Genomic DNA, 16,221 nt, shown 5'->3' with positions numbered 1-16,221 from the left:
CGCGCTCCCCGGGATTTTTTTGGACAGAGACGGGGACGGGCTGGCGTTCCACATGGAGACAATATGTCGATTTCATTGCGCCGGGCGCGCACGATCATTCGCAAAACACTGGAAAAGGGTCGTGCGCTGGAACTGAAACCGCTGTCGGTTGTGATGCTGGATGGCGGCGGCCACGTGCAGGCCTTTGAGCGTGAGGATGGTGCTGCGCCGGGCCGGTTCGCGATTGCCCATGGCAAGGCCTATGGTGCGGTCATGCTGGGAATGGCGGGCACGGCGCAGATGGCGCGGGCCGAGGCGCAGGCTTATTTCATGACAGCTGTGAACGGCGTCTTCGGTGGACAGGTCGTGCCGGTTCCGGGTGGCGTGCTGGTGCGCGACAAAAAAGGCGCTGTGATCGGTGCCGTCGGAGTGACCGGTGACACGTCCGACAACGACCTGCTGGCGGCGCTTGCGGGGATCGAGGCGGTGGGCCTGACAGCCGACGGCTGATCCCTTGCCATGGGCGGCGAACAGCGCATGTCGCCGCCTGCGGGCTGATTTTGGATCGATTTCGTGCTATGAGGGTATCGAGGCCACCTATTTTCAGGCCTCGATACCCGCCGGATTATTACCGGTCCGGCAGTTTTTTAACGAAGGAGATTTTTCAATGAAGTATCAACGTGCCGAGAGCATTGCCACGGAGAAGGTGGCTTCGGTCGCCACCGAGGCTGCGATGAAAATCCTGCATGAACGGGCGGGCAACTGGAACGCCGAAAAGGTCGAGATTGGCCTGTTTCTGGATGGCGGCATCATGGGCGGTCGCATCTTTTGCAAATCGCTGGACGGCGTTCAGGCGGCGGATTTGGTCAAGACCGCGAGCGGCATCCACGCCCGGCTGGCCGACAGTTTCCGCGGCGTGGAGCTTCAGGTCGAACTGGTCGACAACATCATCACCATGGGCGGCAAGATAGGCCCTGACATTCTGTTTGAACAGTTTGGGCCATGACCGATGCTGCGCACACCGCGCGGCCCACGGATGAGGACGATCTGAAATGCCCGTCAGCGCAGCCTGATTTTCAGGACGCGCAGGTGTTGGGCGTGATCCAGCAGGACGCTGGTGGCCCGCGTTTGGCCTATGCCGCGGGTCATGTGCCCGCAACGGACGACGTCGTCAGCGCAACCGGGCCGGTGCCGCCCACGCTTGTCATGCGCTTTGCGGGCAAATGCGAAACGGGGCGGTGCCAGCATTTCCGGCAAGGCGCGTGTCGCCTTGTCGGGCGGATCGTTGAGGGGTTGGACCCTGTGACAGACGTCTTGCCGGCCTGCGCCATCCGCCGCACGTGCCGGTGGTATGCGCAGGCGGGCGCAGAGGCCTGCCACCGCTGCCCGCAGGTCGTCACGCGGCTGGAAAACCCGGACGCGCATTTGCAGGCCGTCGCGGACGGGCCCGCAGCCTGAGACCATGGGGCCGGGCGGCGCGTCGTCGCCCGGTCTGCCTGCCCGCGATTTGGGCAAACCCCCTGTCTCTTCACCCACGCACATAGGATTGCGCGCGCCTTGGGCTGTTCAGCCTGCGGGCCGGACGATATATCGTCTGGAACGCAGCGCACAGAGGAACAGCATGGCCCGTCCGATTATTGGCATCATTTCCAACCATCACGTGATCAACGACGAATACGAGGTGCAGGCAGCGGGGATGATCAACATCTCTGCGGTGGCGGAAGTGGCTGATGGGGTGCCGATGCTTATCCCGGCGGATCCGAGTTTTATCCGTGTGTCCGACCTGCTGGAACATTGTGCGGGATTTGTTTTTACCGGGGGGCGGGCGAATGTCCATCCGGAAGAGTACGGCGAAGAACCGACCGAGGCGCACGGGCAGTTTGACCGCAATCGCGACCGGCTGACACTGCCTTTGATCCGCGCCTGTGTGGAGCGGGGCCAGCCGATCCTTGGCATTTGCCGGGGGTTTCAGGAGGTCAACGTGGCCATGGGCGGCTCTCTCTACCCGGAAATCCGGGATTTGCCGGGCCGCGACAACCACCGGATGCCCCCGGACGGTACGCTGGAAGAGAAATTTGCCCTGCGCCATGACGTAACCTTTCGCGAAGGCGGAGTGTTTCACGATCTGATGGGACGCCCGTCTGTGCCGACCAATACGCTGCACGGGCAGGGGATCAAGGAACCGGGACCGCGTGTGGTGGTGGATGGCCATGCGCCCGACGGCACGCCGGAGGCCATGTATATCGACGGCGCGCCCGGTTTTACCCTGTCCGTACAATGGCACCCGGAATGGAACGCCAAATGCGACCCTGTCTCGCGCCCGCTGTTCGAAGCGTTTGGCGCGGCCTGTCGCGCTTGGGTGGACGGAGCGCGCGCCACGCCTGTGCTGCGCAACGTATCCTGACACCGCTCAAACCTGCCTCCTTTTGCACCGCGTCATGCTGCCGCGCGACAGTTTTGTCGTGGCTCAATGCGGATTTGCAGTTGTCATGCGTCGTCCATCGCCCGAGGCTCGCGCCATGAAACCGATGTTCGACATTCCGCCTGTCTGGTTGGTGCTGGCCATTGTGCTGGCGTGGCTTCAAAGCCGTTATTTGACGCTTGGGCTGTCGTTGGACCATGCGGTCACACAGGCCATCGCGGGCCTGCTGATCGGTGGCGGGGTTGTCCTGATCGCCTTGGCCGCTTGGGAATTCCGGCGCGCACGCACCACGATCATTCCGCATCAGGAACCGACAAAACTGATTACGCGTGGCGTCTTTGGTGTAACGCGCAATCCGATCTACCTTGCTGACGCGCTGATCCTTTCCGGGTTGATCCTGCGATTTGACGCGATCCTGTCATTGCCGCTGATCCCGATCTTTGTCTGGTGGATTGAGCGGCACTTTATCATCGCGGAGGAGGACCGGATGCGCCGCCTGTTTCGGGCAGAGTTCGCACGCTACGAAAGGAAAGTGCGCCGCTGGATTTAATCCTTTGCGATTGTTTCGCCCTGACGTTGGGGCGGTTCTTGCGCTGACCGCGCGTTGCGAGTAGTGGACAGGCGCGCCATGTGCATCACGTTGCGCACTCTGCCACTGCCAAGAAGGACGGGGGAACTGCCGTATGAAAATCGGTACGCCAAAAGAGACATTTGCCGGTGAACGCCGCGTTGCGATGACACCGGACAGTGCGACCGCACTGCAAAAGCTGGGCCATGACTGTGTGATCGAAACGGGGGCCGGATTGGATGCCGGCTTTGCGGACGCCGATTACAAGGCCGCAGGCGTCGAGGTGGTCAAAACAGCGGCAGCCTTGTGGAAGGCCGCTGATGTGGTCGCCAAGGTGCGCGTGCCCGACGACGCCGAGATGAAGCGGCTGCGGGATGGTCAGACGCTGATCTCGTTCTTTAGCCCCGTCGCGGATGAGGCCAAGATGCAGGCCGCCTCCAAAAAGGGCGCCACGGTCATCGCGATGGAGATGATCCCGCGGATTTCCCGTGCGCAAAAGATGGACGCCCTGTCATCAATGGCAAACATCGCGGGCTACCGCGCGGTGATCGAGGCGGGCAACAACTTTGGCCGTTTCTTCACCGGTCAGATCACGGCGGCGGGCAAGGTGCCCCCGGCCAAGGTTCTGGTGGTGGGCGCGGGCGTTGCGGGCCTTGCCGCGATTGGCACATCGACATCGTTGGGTGCGATTACCTACGCCTTTGACGTGCGGCCCGAAGTGGCCGAACAGGTCGAATCGATGGGCGCTGAGTTCGTCTATCTCGATTTCGAGGAGGAACAGCAGGACGGCTCGTCATCGGGCGGATATGCCTCCGTGTCTTCGCCTGAGTTCCGCGAGGCGCAATTGGCCAAGTTCCGCGAACTGGCCCCCGAAGTCGACATCGTCATCACCACCGCCCTGATCCCCAACCGCGAAGCGCCGGAACTGTGGACCGAGGACATGGTGGCCTCGATGAAACCCGGATCGGTCATTGTGGACCTTGCGGCGGAAAAGGGCGGCAACTGCAAGCTGACCGTGGCCGACGAAAAGATCGTGACCGACAATGGCGTGACCATCATCGGCTACACCGACTTCCCCAGCCGGATGGCGACGCAGGCGTCCAGCCTCTATGCGACCAATATTCGCCACCTGATGACGGACCTGACGCCGGAAAAAGACGGCATCATCAACCACGACATGGAAGACGACGTGATCCGTGGCGCGACCATCACCCACGAAAAGGCCGTCACGTTCCCGCCGCCGCCGCCCAAGGTGGCCGCCATTGCTGCGGCTCCGAAAAAGGAGCCGGCCAAAGAACTGACAGCCGCGGAAAAGCGCGCCCAAGAGGTTGCGGAGTTCAAGGCCCAGACCAAACAGCAGGTGACCTTGCTGGCCATTGGCGGCGGTCTGATCCTGCTTGCCGGTCTCTATACGCCTGCCAGCTTCATGCAGCACTTCATTGTGTTTGTGCTCAGCGTGTTCATCGGCTTCCAAGTGATCTGGAACGTGGCGCACAGCCTGCACACACCACTTATGGCCGTGACCAACGCGATCTCGTCGATCGTGATCCTCGGTGCGCTGATCCAGATTGGGTCAAACTCGGGGGTCATCACCTTCCTGTCGATATTCGCCGTCTTTATGGCAGCGATCAACATATTCGGCGGCTTCCTCGTGACGCGGCGAATGCTCGCCATGTTCCAGAAATCGTAAGGTAGGGCAGAACTCATGGAATTCGGATTTACCACTGCCGCCTACGTTGTTGCGGCTGTTCTTTTCATCCTGTCGCTTGGCGGTCTGTCGGGTCAGGAAAGTGCCAAACGCGCCGTCTGGTACGGCATTGTCGGCATGGCCATTGCCGTGGTCGCCACGCTGATCGGGCCGGGACAGGGGCTGTGGCTCTTGTCGCTGATCCTGATCGCCGGTGGCGGCGTCGTGGGCTACCAACTGGCCACCAAGGTCGAGATGACCCAGATGCCCGAGCTTGTTGCCGGGATGCACGCCCTTGTGGGCCTCGCGGCTGTCATCATCGGCTTTAACGCGCATATCGAAATGACCTCTGTGCTGGCCATGGACGAGGCGACGCGCAAGGCGACCGTCGAAGGGTTCGCGGGCCTGCTGGCCAAAAAGGAACCGGTGGAATTCACCATTCTGCAAATCGAACTGGTGCTGGGCATCTGGATCGGTGCGGTGACATTCACGGGATCGTACGTGGCGTGGGGCAAACTGTCGGGCAAGGTCGACAGTGCGGCCACGCAACTGACCGGTGGGCACATGCTGAATGCGGCTGCTGCCGGTGGCTCGCTTATCCTTGCGATCATCTACTTTAACATGGGTGGGCTGCTGCCGCTGGTTCTGCTGACCGCGCTGGCGCTGTTCATCGGCTGGCACCTGATCATGGGGATTGGCGGGGCGGACATGCCCGTGGTGGTCTCCATGCTCAACTCCTATTCTGGTTGGGCTGCGGCGGCCATTGGCTTTAGCCTTGGCAATGACCTGCTGATCGTGGTGGGTGCGCTTGTGGGCTCTTCCGGTGCGATCCTGTCCTACATCATGTGCAAGGCGATGAACCGGTCCTTTGTGTCCGTAATCCTTGGCGGCTTTGGGGGCGCGACGGGCGAACAGATGGCCGTCGAAGGCGAACAGGTCGCGATTGAGGCGGACGGCGTTGCCAGCGCCCTGAACGAGGCCGACAGCATTGTCATCATCCCCGGCTACGGCATGGCGGTGGCGCAGGCCCAGCAGGGCGTGGCCGAACTGACGCGCAAGCTGCGTGCCGCAGGCAAGACCGTGCGCTTTGCCATCCATCCGGTGGCAGGACGTCTGCCCGGTCACATGAACGTGCTCCTGGCTGAGGCCAAAGTGCCCTATGACATCGTGCTGGAGATGGACGAGATCAACGATGACTTTCCGGATACGGATGTGGCCATTGTTATCGGCTCGAACGACATCGTGAACCCGGCGGCACAGGACGATCCAAACAGCCCCATCGCCGGAATGCCGGTGCTGGAATGCTGGAAGTCCAAGCAGGTGTTCGTATCCAAACGCGGACAGGGCACCGGGTATTCCGGCATCGAGAACCCGCTGTTCTTTAAAGAGAACACGCGCATGTTCTACGGCGACGCCAAGGCGTCCATCGACAAACTGCTGCCGATGATCGACTAAACGACCAATGCCGACGGCGCCTCTCGCGGTGCCGTCGGACACGGCCTACACGATGACGATACCGGCAAGGCAGGGGCGCGACATCGAATTGGCCACCGCCGCCAACTGGCGCGCACGGGCAACCATCGCATCAATTGCATTCTGGACGCGGGGCAGGGGCACGGACGGTGTGGCCATGTGGCGGCCCATGCGACTGGTGTGGCCGATGTTGGAAAAATGCAGCAACTGCCCGTTCCCATTCACGATCGACGACCCGATCTTGGTCCGGTATCGGAAGTTGGTCGCCAGAATACCGCCGGGTCCTGCAACTGTATGCGGGATGACTGCATGATCGTACATGAAGTCGATCAAGGCGATCCCGTTGCTGTCGAACTTGACCTCGACCGGATACATGCGCGGCGTTGTACTGCTGCTGGGGTTGTAGATGGTCAGTGACCCCACACCGCTGCTGGATCCGCGTGGTTGAAGTCCGCGCTGGGGTGCGGAACTGGTGCCACCATCAACGTGGGTCAGGCTAAAGACCCCGCCACCGGCCGCCGTAGTTTTGAGCGCGACGGCATAGCCACAATTATGTGACATCAATAACTCCTTTATGAAAATAATCGGCCCCAAGGGCCGCGTCTGAAAAAGTGGCACAAGCATAGGCGTGGCGCGGACCACCAAACAACGCGGCATTGCCCGCAGGATACGGCCTGCGCGGAATCTGGCCGACGCAATTTCCGCCGGATTTTGGCGGATCGGGCGGTGTATACCATTGCACTCTGTTAACATGTTGAAAAACATATAGAAATATTTTGGCATGGCGGGGATTGCGCGCTATATCGCATAGCACCAGCAGGCAGGACCCAAAACATGGCCCCGATTGAAGACCACCCATTGCGCTACCGTCTGGCCAATGAGTTGCACGCCCGCCCGTTTCCGTCGATGCGGGCACCCTCGGCGGCGATATATGTCGCGTTCAAGCAGCCTGAGATGGCGGCGAACCGGGACCGCACCAAGGATCTCGCGCATTTGCACGATCTTCTGGACCGCCACGGTGTGCCGCATCCGCAACCGGGTGCCACGCATTACTACGGGCAGATCGGCAGGCACTGGCTGAAATGGGAACAGCACACCGAATTCGTGACCTACACGATCTTTACCGAAGGTGTGGCGGACCGCCCGTTTGAAGCGGCGGCCTTTGACCCGTTTCCGCAGGACTGGCTTGAGACCGCACCCGGCCAACGGGTCACGTCCATTCTGCTGCGGGTCGAGGACATGCCGCCTTCCAAGGAGATAGAGAAACGGCTGGCGGATTGGTTCGTCCCAGAAAGCCTCGCGGTCAGTGAGGTGCTGGACGGCTCTGCCGTGGTGGCCGGTGATTTTCGCATCGACACCAATGGCCACATGCGGTTTGCCGTGTTCGCGGGGGCGGAGACGGGCAAACGGCGCGTGGGGCGCATCGTTCAGCGTCTGTGCGAGATCGAGACATACAAGACCATGTCGATGCTGGGGTTTGCCCGGGTGCGCAGTATGGGCGCGCAGCTTGGCACGCTTGACACGCGCCTGACGACGCTGGTGGAAGAAATGTCGAAAGAAGGGTCCAAGGCCGAAGAGACGTTGCAGGCGCTTTTGGCGATCTCGGCCGAGCTTGAGACATTGTCGGCCCAGTCGTCGTTCCGCTTTGGCGCGACTTGGGCCTACGAGGCGATTGTGAACGAACGCATCTCTGCGCTGCGCGAGGAACGGCACGCGGGACGCCAGACGTTTCTCGAATTCATGGTGCGCCGCTATCAGCCCGCAATGCGTACCGTCCGCTCAGCGCAGGAACGTCTCGATGCGATGTCGAGCCGGGGTGTGCGCGCGGCCAATTTGCTCCGAACCCGTGTGGACGTGGAACGCTCCGCCCAGAACCAAGCGCTTCTGGAAAGCATGGACAAACGGTCGGACCTGCAACTGCGCTTGCAGCGCACGGTCGAGGGCTTGTCCGTGGTTGCGATCAGCTACTATGCCGTGTCGCTTGCGTCCTATCTGCTCTACCCGCTCGAAGAACCGACGGGCCTGTCAAAAAATATGCTGACGGCTTTTGTCACCCTGCCGGTGGTGTTCCTTGTCTGGAGCCTTGTGCGCCGCTTGCGCAAAAGCGTGGAAAAGTAGCGGGCAGAACGGTCAGGACAGCCAAGCGGCATAGTCGTCCATCAGCGCGTGCAGCGCGTCCAGCGATGCGGGCGCACGGGCAAAGCTGTGCATCGCAGGCACGTTGACCCACGGCATCTTATCTTCGGTCATCACCTCGATGAACGGCACCAACGCGGCGCCGTCATCCAGCACAGAGGTACGCACATTGACCCGTTGCGGGGCGATGCCAACCTGCGAATACACGATGGTCAGGCATGAGGCGCAATTGTAATGCGCCCGTCCGTCCGAATGCAGGCCACCACGGACAAGGTCTCCGGTGCAGGAAAAGCTGTCGCGGGGCACCATTGTGGTCAGCGTGTACGCACCGGCGCTCAGCTTTTGGCAATCGCGGCAATGGCACGCCATGGTCATAAGGGGCAGAGCGGATACAGTCACCTGTACCGCCCCGCACAGGCATGTGCCTGTCAGGGGCAGTTTCATTGGGATTCCTTTCGGGGGTGGGGGGGGAGGTTGGTGCAGGCGAAAGCCCCCGCCTGCACCACGCGCTGTAACTGTCAGCGCCCGCGGATGCGGGGGTCGAGCGCGTCGCGCAGCCCGTCGCCAAGGTAATTCACCCCCAGCACGGTCAGCGAGATCAGGATACCGGGCAGCACCACACGTTCGGGGTATTGCTCCATCCGTTGCACGGCATCGGCCAGCAATTTACCCCATGTCGGAAAGTCCGACGGAAAGCCGACGCCGAGGAAACTCAGTGCGCTTTCGGTGATGATCGCTGTGGCAAGACCCAGCGTGGCCGACACCATGATGGGTGAGATCACGTTGGGCAGCAGGTGCCGTCGGATGATCTTGGCCGGTGTGGTGCCGATGCTGCGGGCGGCGAGGATGAACTCGCGTTCCTTCAGCGCGAGGATATCGCCGCGCACAATGCGCGCGGTCTGCATCCACGAGGTCAGGCCCACGACGCTCACGATCAGAACGAACATGCCGCCCTCAGGCCCAAACGTGTTGTTCAGCGGTTGCCGGAACAGGGTCACGGCCACCAGCAGGATGGGCAGGATCGGCAGCGACAGCACCAGATCGGTGAACCGCATCAGCCAGAAGTCCAGCTTGCGGAAATAGCCCGCCAGCACACCCACGGATGTGCCGATCACCAGCGCCAGCACCATCGCGGCCCATCCCACGGCCATCGAAGCGCGGCCGCCCGAAATCAGCTGTGCGAGGATATCGCGCCCCAGCTGATCCGAGCCCAGCGGCTTGTTCCATCCCACATTCGCCGCGCTGTCCCAAAGTGCGACGTAGATGGGCCGCATGTTCTTGTTGCGGATGTCGATCTTGGTCGCATCCACCTGCCACAGGAACGGACCCAGCAGCACGGCAAGTGTGATAAAAATCAGGAAGCCGCCACCAAACAACGCGCCCTTGTGCCGTTTGAACTGGTCCCAGACGTCCTTCCACTGGCTGCGCGGGGCCTGTGGCGGCTCCTTGTCCTGCAAGGCGGCAAGGGCGTCGATTTCCATATCGGGTCCGGCAGGGATCGGTTGATCAGTCATAGCGGATCCTCGGGTCGAGCACGCCGTAAAGCACGTCGGCAATCAGGTTAAAAAGCACGATCAGGATCGCAAAAATGAACGTCAGCGTCATCACCATCGGGATGTCATTCGCGAAGAGCGCAGTGATGAGCAACTGCCCGATCCCGTTCACCTTGAACACATTTTCGGTGATGATCGCGCCGCCAAAGATCGACGGGATGCCCAAGGCAATCACGGTGATGACCGGGATCATCGAATTGCGCAGGACGTGGACCATGACCACGACGCCCTCGCGCAGACCCTTGGCGCGGGCGGTGCGCACATAGTCCTGCCCAAGATTGTCGAGCATGGATGACCGCATGTAGCGGCTGATCTGCGCCGTTGTTTGCAGCGCCAGCACCATCACCGGCATGATCATCTGGTTGAACTGCACTTTGAAGCTGGCCCAATCCGTGACCACGTGCGTGGTGTCATAGATCGAAGGGAACCAGCCCAGTTGAACCGAAAAGATCACGATCAGAAGCGGACCGGTGAAAAAGGGCGGGATCGAAAAGCCGATCATCGTGATGAACGTGCCGGACTGGTCGAAGACGGAATATTGCTTGTAGGCCGAATAGATGCCGATGGGCAGCGCGATGGCGATGCCGACGATATAACTCAGGCCGACAACCCACAGGGTCTGCGGAATGCGCTGGACCACGATGTCCATCACCGGGCTGCGGGTCTGCCACGAGATCACGCGCTGTGCATCGGCGGAAAACGATGTGCCGAACCAATGGTCAATCAGCACCTGCGGTTCGATCCAGAAGAACTGGACCATCCACTTCCAATACTGGATCAGGGGCGGCTGCCCAAGGCCAAGCGCCTCGCGCATCTTCTCCTTGACCTCTGGCGGGACAGTCAGGGGCACCTGCGCCATCGGATCGCCGGGTGCAAGTTGCAGCAGCATGAAGATGACGAGGCTGATGAACATCAGCGTCGGGATCGACAGGAACAATCTGCGGATCGTGAAGGTCAGCATAACGCAAAGCCTCTTGTCGGGGTCTTTTTGTCGTTGGAATAGGGTGGGCGCAAAACGCCCACCCTTGTCGCGATTACTTCACGCGGTGCCAGTCGGCCACGTTCCACAGCTCGCTGTCCCAGACGTTCAGGATCACGCCCCCCAGCGAACTTGCATGTGCTGACACACGGCCACGGTGCACAAGCGGCACGATGGTGTTGGTGTCTTTGGTCAGCATGTTGTTCATCTTGATGGCAATCTCGCCGCGCTTGGCGATGTCGCCGGTGCGGGCCAGTTCGTCGATCAGCTCGTCATATGCCGGGTCGCAGAAGCGGTTGATGTTCTCCCCCTGCCACTGGCTGTCAGGCTTGGGTTCGTTGCCGCAACGGTAGGCCGCCAGATATTGCTGGGGGTCGGTGCCGTTAAAGGTGTTGGCGTACATCTCCACGTCCGCATAGAACTTCTGGAACGTGTCGGGCGAGCCGGGGTCGCCGCCAAAGAACACCGATGCGTCGAGGTTGCGCAGCTCGGTTTCAACACCGATTTCGCTCCACCATTCCTTGATCAGCGCTTGGAAGTCCTGACGGACCGCATTGGTCGAGGTTTGGTACAGGATGCTCAGTTCCACACCGTCCTTGTCGCGGGTGCCGTTGCCATTGCTGTCGACCCAACCGGCCTCATCCAGCATCGCTTTGGCGCCTTCGATGTCCTGCTCAAAGCAGTGGGTGTTGCCCGCCGAATAGTTGTCCGGCACCGGAACGAGGTCACAGGTGGGCTTGCCCGCCTTGCCATAGCCGATCTCGACCAGAAGCGGACGGTCGATAGCCATGGACAGGGCTGCACGCACCGCCGGATCGCTCAGGAACGGGTGCGGATGGGCCACCGTTGCACGCTCGCCTTCGGGCAGGTCGGGCGACGGATCGGTCATGTTCATCTCAAGACGTTCAACCAACGGGCCAAAGCCTGCGATGGCTTTGCCCTTGCCGCCTTCTTCGAGGTTGGCAATGACGTCGGGGGCCAGTTGCAGGTTCCAGGCATAGTCGAACTCGCCTGTTTCAAGCACGGCGCGACCAGCGGCCAGCGCGTCGCCACCGCCTTTGAAATTCACCTTGGCAAAGGCGGGCTTGCTGGGGTCGCGGTAGTTCGTGTTCGCCGAATACTGGATCGTGTCATTGGGGCGGAATTCGTCAACGACGAAGGGGCCGGTGCCAATGGGGTTAAAGTTCGCTTCGGTGCATTCCGGCGCTTTGGCGCCAAGGCAATCTGCGAATTGCGCGGCTTGGATGATCGGCGATTGACCGCCGACAAACGGGCCATAGGGATTGGGCTTGGGCTGGTTGAACGTCACCTTGACCGTCAGATCGTCGGGTGTTTCCACGTTTTCCACGCCGTCAAAGAACGCCAACTGCGCACAGCCGCCTTCGGGGTGCATACAGTATTCAGCGGTGAATTTCACGTCGGCGGAGGTCACAGGCGTGCCGTCGGACCACAGCAGGCCGGGCTTGATCTTCCATGTGATTGTCGTGAGGTCTTCGCTCACGCCGCCATTGCCCACGGTGGGGATATCTTCGGCAAGGAACGGCGTCAGGGCGCCAGTTTCGTCATAGCGGGCAAGCGGTTCCAGCACCAGAGAGGCGGATTCCACGTCCTTGGTCCCGCCGGACAGGAATGGGTTCAGGATCGACGGCGCTTGCCAATAGATGATGCTCACTTCGCCGTCCGCGCCACGTTCGGCGAATGCGGCAGGCGCGAGCGCAGCCGAGGCCACAGCACCCATCAAAAGGGATTTCAGTGTCATGTTTAACTCCTTGTTGGACGGCAGGCGCACCTGCACATCATAGCCGCGCCGCGTTGGCCGCCGCGCATTTCACGAGACAAGGGGGATTAAAGCGATTATGTAACGTAACCTACGGTTTCGCCGTAGTTTTTACGCATTGCCCCCTTACCGCACACCGATATCGAAACAGAACCTGCCGAAATTGCAAGCCTTGCGTGGCGTTCACCGCGCGATTTGCACCCTGCGGGTTTGACAGTGCCTGTCCCTTCGCCCAATCTCGCCGTGCGGGCACAACCGGAGAGCGCCATGCTGGACCAACAGGGACCGACGCCGATTGCTGACATCAAGTCGTTGCGCGTCGAATTTGAAACCAAGGACGGCACGGTGGTCGGGGTCGAGGACGTTTCGTTCTCGGTTAATCCGGGGGAAACGGTCTGTGTTGTCGGCGAATCCGGGTCGGGCAAATCCGTGTCATCACTGTCGCTGATGCGACTGGTGGAGTTCGGGGGCGGCACGATTGCGGGCGGCAGCCTGATCTTTGACCGCAAGGACGCGGATGCGGTCGATCTGGCTGCAACCGAACAGGATTTGATGCGCACGATCCGCGGCAACGAGATCGGCATGATCTTTCAGGAGCCGATGACGGCGCTGAACCCGGTGTTCACCGTGGGCCGGCAACTGACCGAAGGGCTGCGCTTGCACAAAGGCATGTCCAAGTCACAGGCCGAAGCCCGCGCGCTGGAATTGCTGCGTCAGGTCCGCATCCCCGAGCCGGAGCGCCGCTTGCGCCAGTTCCCGCACGAATTGTCCGGCGGGATGCGCCAGCGTGTGGTGATCGCCATGGCATTGGCCTGCGAGCCACGTCTGCTGATCGCGGACGAACCGACAACGGCGCTGGATGTGACCATTCAAGCCGAAATCCTCGCCCTGATCGACCGGTTGAAACGCGAGACGGGGACGGCCGTGATGTTCATCACCCACGACATGGCGGTGGTGGCCCAGATGGCCGACCGCGTTGTGGTCATGTTCCGTGGCAACAAAGTCGAAGAAGGCACGGTCGAAGAAATCTTTGAGAACCCGCAGCATCCATACACGCAGGCCCTGCTGGCCGCCGTGCCCAAGCTGGGCGAGATGCGTGGCAAAGCCGCGCCCGAACCGATGAAACTGCTGGGCCGGGATCAGGCCGAAATCGCGCCGATCCCCGGCACGGACCAAACCCTTCTCGAAGTGCGCGGGCTGACCACGCGCTTTGCGGTCAAAGGCGGCTTTTTCCGGCGGCTTGTTGCGAATGTGCACGCGGTCGAGGACGTGTCGTTTACCATCAACAAGGGCCAGACCCTCAGCCTTGTGGGCGAAAGCGGCTGTGGCAAGTCGTCGGCGGGTCGGTCCATCCTGCGGCTGGTGGAGCCGGAGGCGGGGCACATCATCCTTGACGGCAAAGACATCATGGCGCTGAACGACCGTGAATTGCGCGATGCGCGCCGCGATATGCAGATGATCTTTCAGGACCCGTTCGCCTCGCTCAACCCGCAGATGCAACTGGCGGATCAGGTGGCCGAACCGATCCACAATTTCGGCACGCTCACCGGGGGCGACGTGCAAAAACGGGTGGAGATGCTGTTTGACCGGGTGGAATTGCCGCGCAGTTTCATGCGCCGCTTCCCGCACGAGCTTTCGGGCGGGCAACGCCAGCGGGTGGCCATCGCCCGGGCGCTTGCGTTGGAGCCCAAGCTGATCATCGCGGACGAAGCTGTGTCGGCACTGGATGTGTCGGTGCAGGCGCAGGTCCTGAACCTGATGATGGAATTGCAGGCCGAACTGGGCGTGAGCTATCTCTTTATCAGTCACGACATGGCCGTGGTGGAACGTGTCAGCCACCATGTCGGTGTGATGTATCTGGGCCGTATCGTGGAAATGGGCCCGCGCGCCCGCGTGTTCGAAAATCCGCAGCACCCCTATACCCAAGCGCTGATGAAGGCGGTGCCGATCGCTGATCCACGTCAGCGAAAATCGGAAAAAGACCTTAACTTCAAGCCGATCCCGTCGCCTATTCATCCAGTAGATTATGTGGCGGCCCCGTCCGAATACAACGAGGTCGAACCCGGTCATTTCGTTCTGACAACCGACAGCGGCTACTGATCGGAATGCGCCTGACCCGGATCACGCCTTTTGAGCCGTCTGCGTCGCCGGAGGCGCAGGCGGGTTTCTATCGGGACAGTCTGGGCTTTGAGGTTGAAATTCGCGCGGACAATTCCGCGGTTTTGCAGCGGGACGATGCTGCGATCCATCTGGTTGAAGCGTCGGACCATGCTGGCCTGACCCATCCCGAACGCAAAGGATCGTTCTGCATCGGCTTCGACGGAGAACATGAACTTTATCCGGTGCTGAAACCCAAAGTGGACATATTGCCAGACCGCCATGTGCGCGCCCCGTTCAATCAGGATTGCGGCCCGCCGGAATTTCACCGCGCGGACGACGATTGCACGCCGCTCGTCCTCGGAGAGGCCATTTGACCACACGTTTGTCCCCCGTGCAGCTGATGACCAAACTCATCCGCTTTCCCACGGTCAGCCGTGACACCAACCTGCCGCTTATCAACTGGGTGGAAGAGTATCTGAATGGCCACGGCATCACCTGCCACCGCCATTACCATCCCGATGGCGACAAGGCGGCGCTGTTTGCGCATGTGGGCCCTGAGGTCGAAGGGGCGGTGGTCCTGTCCGGTCACACGGATGTGGTGCCGGTCGATGGGCAGGCGTGGGATACGGACCCGTTTGACGTGGTGGCGCGCGACGGCAAGTATTTCGGGCGCGGCACCTGCGATATGAAAGGGTTTGATGCGCTGGCAATCTGGACGCTGGTCGAAGCGCACCACGCGGGCAAACCCTGCCAATTGGCGCTCAGCTATGACGAAGAGATCGGCTGCCTTGGCGCGCCGCCGATGATCGACGCGATGCAGGGTGTTGTGCCCAAGGGTGGTCCGGTCATCGTCGGTGAGCCGTCGATGATGCGCGCGGTGACAGGGCACAAAGGCGGGCAGGGGTTCGACACCCACGTGAAAGGGTTCGAGGTGCATTCGTCACTTCTGCCGCAGGGGGTCAGCGCGATCCTCGAGGGGGCAAGGATCATCGACTTTGCCAACCACCGCAACGCGGAGAATGCGGCGGCCAAACCGTCTGCGCTGGCCGCGATGTTCGATCCACCCTTTACCACTTGGCACGTGGGGCAGGTGTCGGGGGGCACCGCACATAACATCACCGCCAAGGATTGTACGTTCTCCATGGATTTTCGTGCAGTGCCCGGCGACGACACTGTGGCCCTCAAGGAGGCGTATCTGGCCCATGTGGCGGAGATCGAGCAGGGGATGCAGGCCATCCATCCCGACACAGGCGTGGACATTAAGATGCGGTTTGACGTGCCCCCGCTGGTTCCCGAGGAAGACGGCGCAGCAGAAACGCTGGTGCGGCGCATCACCGGGGACAACGGCACTCATGTGGTGAGCTACGGCACAGAAGCGGGGCAGTTTCAGGCGGCGGGCTATTCGGCGGTGGTGTGCGGCCCCGGCGATATCGCGCAGGCGCATCAACCCAATGAATTCATCACCATCGCCCAGTTCGAGGCGGGTCACGCCTTTATGCGTGACCTGTTACAGCAACTTGGCTGAGCGCGCGCCGACCCGTCGGGAT

At 61.3% G+C, this 16,221-nt stretch carries 16 protein-coding genes; 11 read left to right on the top strand and 5 right to left on the bottom strand.

Going from position 1 to position 16,221, the window contains the following annotated elements; all coding sequences use genetic code 11:
* The first annotated feature begins 63 nt into the window (after positions 1 to 63).
* The 7 genes from Q1A85_RS08535 to Q1A85_RS08505 all read left to right on the top strand — a co-directional run bounded on the left by Q1A85_RS08535 (position 64) and on the right by Q1A85_RS08505 (position 6,111).
* Positions 64 to 489, top strand: coding sequence for a heme-binding protein (locus Q1A85_RS08535; RefSeq protein WP_299687290.1), 426 nt, complete (start codon positions 64 to 66; stop codon positions 487 to 489).
* Between the two features lie 157 nt (positions 490 to 646).
* Complete coding sequence (locus Q1A85_RS08530) at positions 647 to 985, top strand: hypothetical protein (protein ID WP_299687289.1); 339 nt, start codon at positions 647 to 649, stop codon at positions 983 to 985.
* A complete protein-coding gene (locus Q1A85_RS08525) occupies positions 982 to 1,437 on the top strand; it encodes a hypothetical protein (protein ID WP_299687288.1) in 456 nt (151 codons plus the stop codon). Before Q1A85_RS08530 ends, Q1A85_RS08525 begins: the two co-directional genes overlap by 4 nt.
* A gap of 163 nt (positions 1,438 to 1,600) precedes the next feature.
* Positions 1,601 to 2,383 (top strand): gamma-glutamyl-gamma-aminobutyrate hydrolase family protein, encoded by a 783-nt coding sequence (locus Q1A85_RS08520; protein ID WP_299687287.1) that lies wholly within the window; start codon positions 1,601 to 1,603, stop codon positions 2,381 to 2,383.
* 115 nt (positions 2,384 to 2,498) lie between these two features.
* Positions 2,499 to 2,951, top strand: coding sequence for an isoprenylcysteine carboxylmethyltransferase family protein (locus tag Q1A85_RS08515; protein ID WP_299687286.1), 453 nt, complete (start codon positions 2,499 to 2,501; stop codon positions 2,949 to 2,951).
* A 133-nt stretch (positions 2,952 to 3,084) separates the two neighbouring features.
* On the top strand, positions 3,085 to 4,659 hold the full coding sequence (locus tag Q1A85_RS08510; RefSeq protein WP_299687285.1) for a Re/Si-specific NAD(P)(+) transhydrogenase subunit alpha: 1,575 nt from the start codon (positions 3,085 to 3,087) through the stop codon (positions 4,657 to 4,659).
* A gap of 15 nt (positions 4,660 to 4,674) precedes the next feature.
* A complete protein-coding gene (locus Q1A85_RS08505; RefSeq protein ID WP_299687284.1) occupies positions 4,675 to 6,111 on the top strand; it encodes an NAD(P)(+) transhydrogenase (Re/Si-specific) subunit beta in 1,437 nt (478 codons plus the stop codon).
* A gap of 45 nt (positions 6,112 to 6,156) precedes the next feature.
* Here Q1A85_RS08505 and Q1A85_RS08500 read toward each other — a convergent pair whose 3' ends face one another.
* On the bottom strand, positions 6,157 to 6,690 hold the full coding sequence (locus Q1A85_RS08500; protein ID WP_299687283.1) for a hypothetical protein: 534 nt from the start codon (positions 6,688 to 6,690) through the stop codon (positions 6,157 to 6,159).
* 273 nt (positions 6,691 to 6,963) lie between these two features.
* On the opposite strand from Q1A85_RS08500, the gene Q1A85_RS08495 reads away from it, so the two are divergent.
* Complete coding sequence (locus Q1A85_RS08495; RefSeq protein WP_299687282.1) at positions 6,964 to 8,247, top strand: DUF3422 domain-containing protein; 1,284 nt, start codon at positions 6,964 to 6,966, stop codon at positions 8,245 to 8,247.
* 12 nt (positions 8,248 to 8,259) lie between these two features.
* Here the strand turns inward: Q1A85_RS08495 and Q1A85_RS08490 are convergent, their stop codons facing one another.
* The 4 genes from Q1A85_RS08490 to Q1A85_RS08475 form a co-directional block, all read right to left on the bottom strand.
* The gene (locus Q1A85_RS08490) at positions 8,260 to 8,709 is read right to left on the bottom strand and encodes a GFA family protein (protein ID WP_299687281.1); all 450 of its coding nucleotides are present in this window, start codon (positions 8,707 to 8,709) and stop codon (positions 8,260 to 8,262) included.
* Between the two features lie 74 nt (positions 8,710 to 8,783).
* Entirely contained in the window at positions 8,784 to 9,779 is a 996-nt protein-coding gene (locus tag Q1A85_RS08485) for an ABC transporter permease (RefSeq protein ID WP_299687280.1), read from the bottom strand.
* Positions 9,772 to 10,779 carry an ABC transporter permease gene (locus tag Q1A85_RS08480; RefSeq protein ID WP_299687279.1) on the bottom strand — a complete coding sequence of 336 codons (1,008 nt, stop codon included), beginning with the start codon at positions 10,777 to 10,779 and terminating at the stop codon, positions 9,772 to 9,774. The genes Q1A85_RS08485 and Q1A85_RS08480 overlap by 8 nt, the downstream gene beginning before the upstream one ends.
* A gap of 73 nt (positions 10,780 to 10,852) precedes the next feature.
* Entirely contained in the window at positions 10,853 to 12,556 is a 1,704-nt protein-coding gene (locus Q1A85_RS08475) for a peptide ABC transporter substrate-binding protein (protein ID WP_299687278.1), read from the bottom strand.
* A 285-nt stretch (positions 12,557 to 12,841) separates the two neighbouring features.
* Here Q1A85_RS08475 and Q1A85_RS08470 point away from each other — a divergent pair, with 285 nt between their 5' ends.
* The 3 genes from Q1A85_RS08470 to argE are packed head-to-tail and all read left to right on the top strand — an operon-like array spanning position 12,842 to position 16,199.
* Positions 12,842 to 14,674 carry an ABC transporter ATP-binding protein gene (locus tag Q1A85_RS08470; protein WP_299687277.1) on the top strand — a complete coding sequence of 611 codons (1,833 nt, stop codon included), beginning with the start codon at positions 12,842 to 12,844 and terminating at the stop codon, positions 14,672 to 14,674.
* A 5-nt stretch (positions 14,675 to 14,679) separates the two neighbouring features.
* Positions 14,680 to 15,048 carry a hypothetical protein gene (locus Q1A85_RS08465; RefSeq protein WP_299687276.1) on the top strand — a complete coding sequence of 123 codons (369 nt, stop codon included), beginning with the start codon at positions 14,680 to 14,682 and terminating at the stop codon, positions 15,046 to 15,048.
* Positions 15,045 to 16,199 (top strand): acetylornithine deacetylase, encoded by a 1,155-nt coding sequence (gene argE, locus Q1A85_RS08460; RefSeq protein ID WP_299687275.1) that lies wholly within the window; start codon positions 15,045 to 15,047, stop codon positions 16,197 to 16,199. The genes Q1A85_RS08465 and argE overlap by 4 nt, the downstream gene beginning before the upstream one ends.
* Positions 16,200 to 16,221: the final 22 nt, after the last annotated feature.

Source organism: uncultured Tateyamaria sp., from assembly GCF_947503385.1.
Classification (GTDB): domain Bacteria; phylum Pseudomonadota; class Alphaproteobacteria; order Rhodobacterales; family Rhodobacteraceae; genus Tateyamaria.
Note: the sequence above shows the minus strand (reverse complement) of the source record. Positions and strands in the feature narration are given on the sequence as shown.

What these genes read in the sequence shown, in the direction of transcription:
- Q1A85_RS08535 (WP_299687290.1), top strand. Translation starts at nt 64, where the DNA reads ATGTCGATTTCATTGCGCCGGGCGCGCACGATCATTCGCAAAACACTG.
- Q1A85_RS08530 (WP_299687289.1), top strand. Translation starts at nt 647, where the DNA reads ATGAAGTATCAACGTGCCGAGAGCATTGCCACGGAGAAGGTGGCTTCG.
- Q1A85_RS08525 (WP_299687288.1), top strand. Translation starts at nt 982, where the DNA reads ATGACCGATGCTGCGCACACCGCGCGGCCCACGGATGAGGACGATCTG.
- Q1A85_RS08520 (WP_299687287.1), top strand. Translation starts at nt 1,601, where the DNA reads ATGGCCCGTCCGATTATTGGCATCATTTCCAACCATCACGTGATCAAC.
- Q1A85_RS08515 (WP_299687286.1), top strand. Translation starts at nt 2,499, where the DNA reads ATGAAACCGATGTTCGACATTCCGCCTGTCTGGTTGGTGCTGGCCATT.
- Q1A85_RS08510 (WP_299687285.1), top strand. Translation starts at nt 3,085, where the DNA reads ATGAAAATCGGTACGCCAAAAGAGACATTTGCCGGTGAACGCCGCGTT.
- Q1A85_RS08505 (WP_299687284.1), top strand. Translation starts at nt 4,675, where the DNA reads ATGGAATTCGGATTTACCACTGCCGCCTACGTTGTTGCGGCTGTTCTT.
- Q1A85_RS08500 (WP_299687283.1), bottom strand. Translation starts at nt 6,690, where the DNA reads ATGTCACATAATTGTGGCTATGCCGTCGCGCTCAAAACTACGGCGGCC.
- Q1A85_RS08495 (WP_299687282.1), top strand. Translation starts at nt 6,964, where the DNA reads ATGGCCCCGATTGAAGACCACCCATTGCGCTACCGTCTGGCCAATGAG.
- Q1A85_RS08490 (WP_299687281.1), bottom strand. Translation starts at nt 8,709, where the DNA reads ATGAAACTGCCCCTGACAGGCACATGCCTGTGCGGGGCGGTACAGGTG.
- Q1A85_RS08485 (WP_299687280.1), bottom strand. Translation starts at nt 9,779, where the DNA reads ATGACTGATCAACCGATCCCTGCCGGACCCGATATGGAAATCGACGCC.
- Q1A85_RS08480 (WP_299687279.1), bottom strand. Translation starts at nt 10,779, where the DNA reads ATGCTGACCTTCACGATCCGCAGATTGTTCCTGTCGATCCCGACGCTG.
- Q1A85_RS08475 (WP_299687278.1), bottom strand. Translation starts at nt 12,556, where the DNA reads ATGACACTGAAATCCCTTTTGATGGGTGCTGTGGCCTCGGCTGCGCTC.
- Q1A85_RS08470 (WP_299687277.1), top strand. Translation starts at nt 12,842, where the DNA reads ATGCTGGACCAACAGGGACCGACGCCGATTGCTGACATCAAGTCGTTG.
- Q1A85_RS08465 (WP_299687276.1), top strand. Translation starts at nt 14,680, where the DNA reads ATGCGCCTGACCCGGATCACGCCTTTTGAGCCGTCTGCGTCGCCGGAG.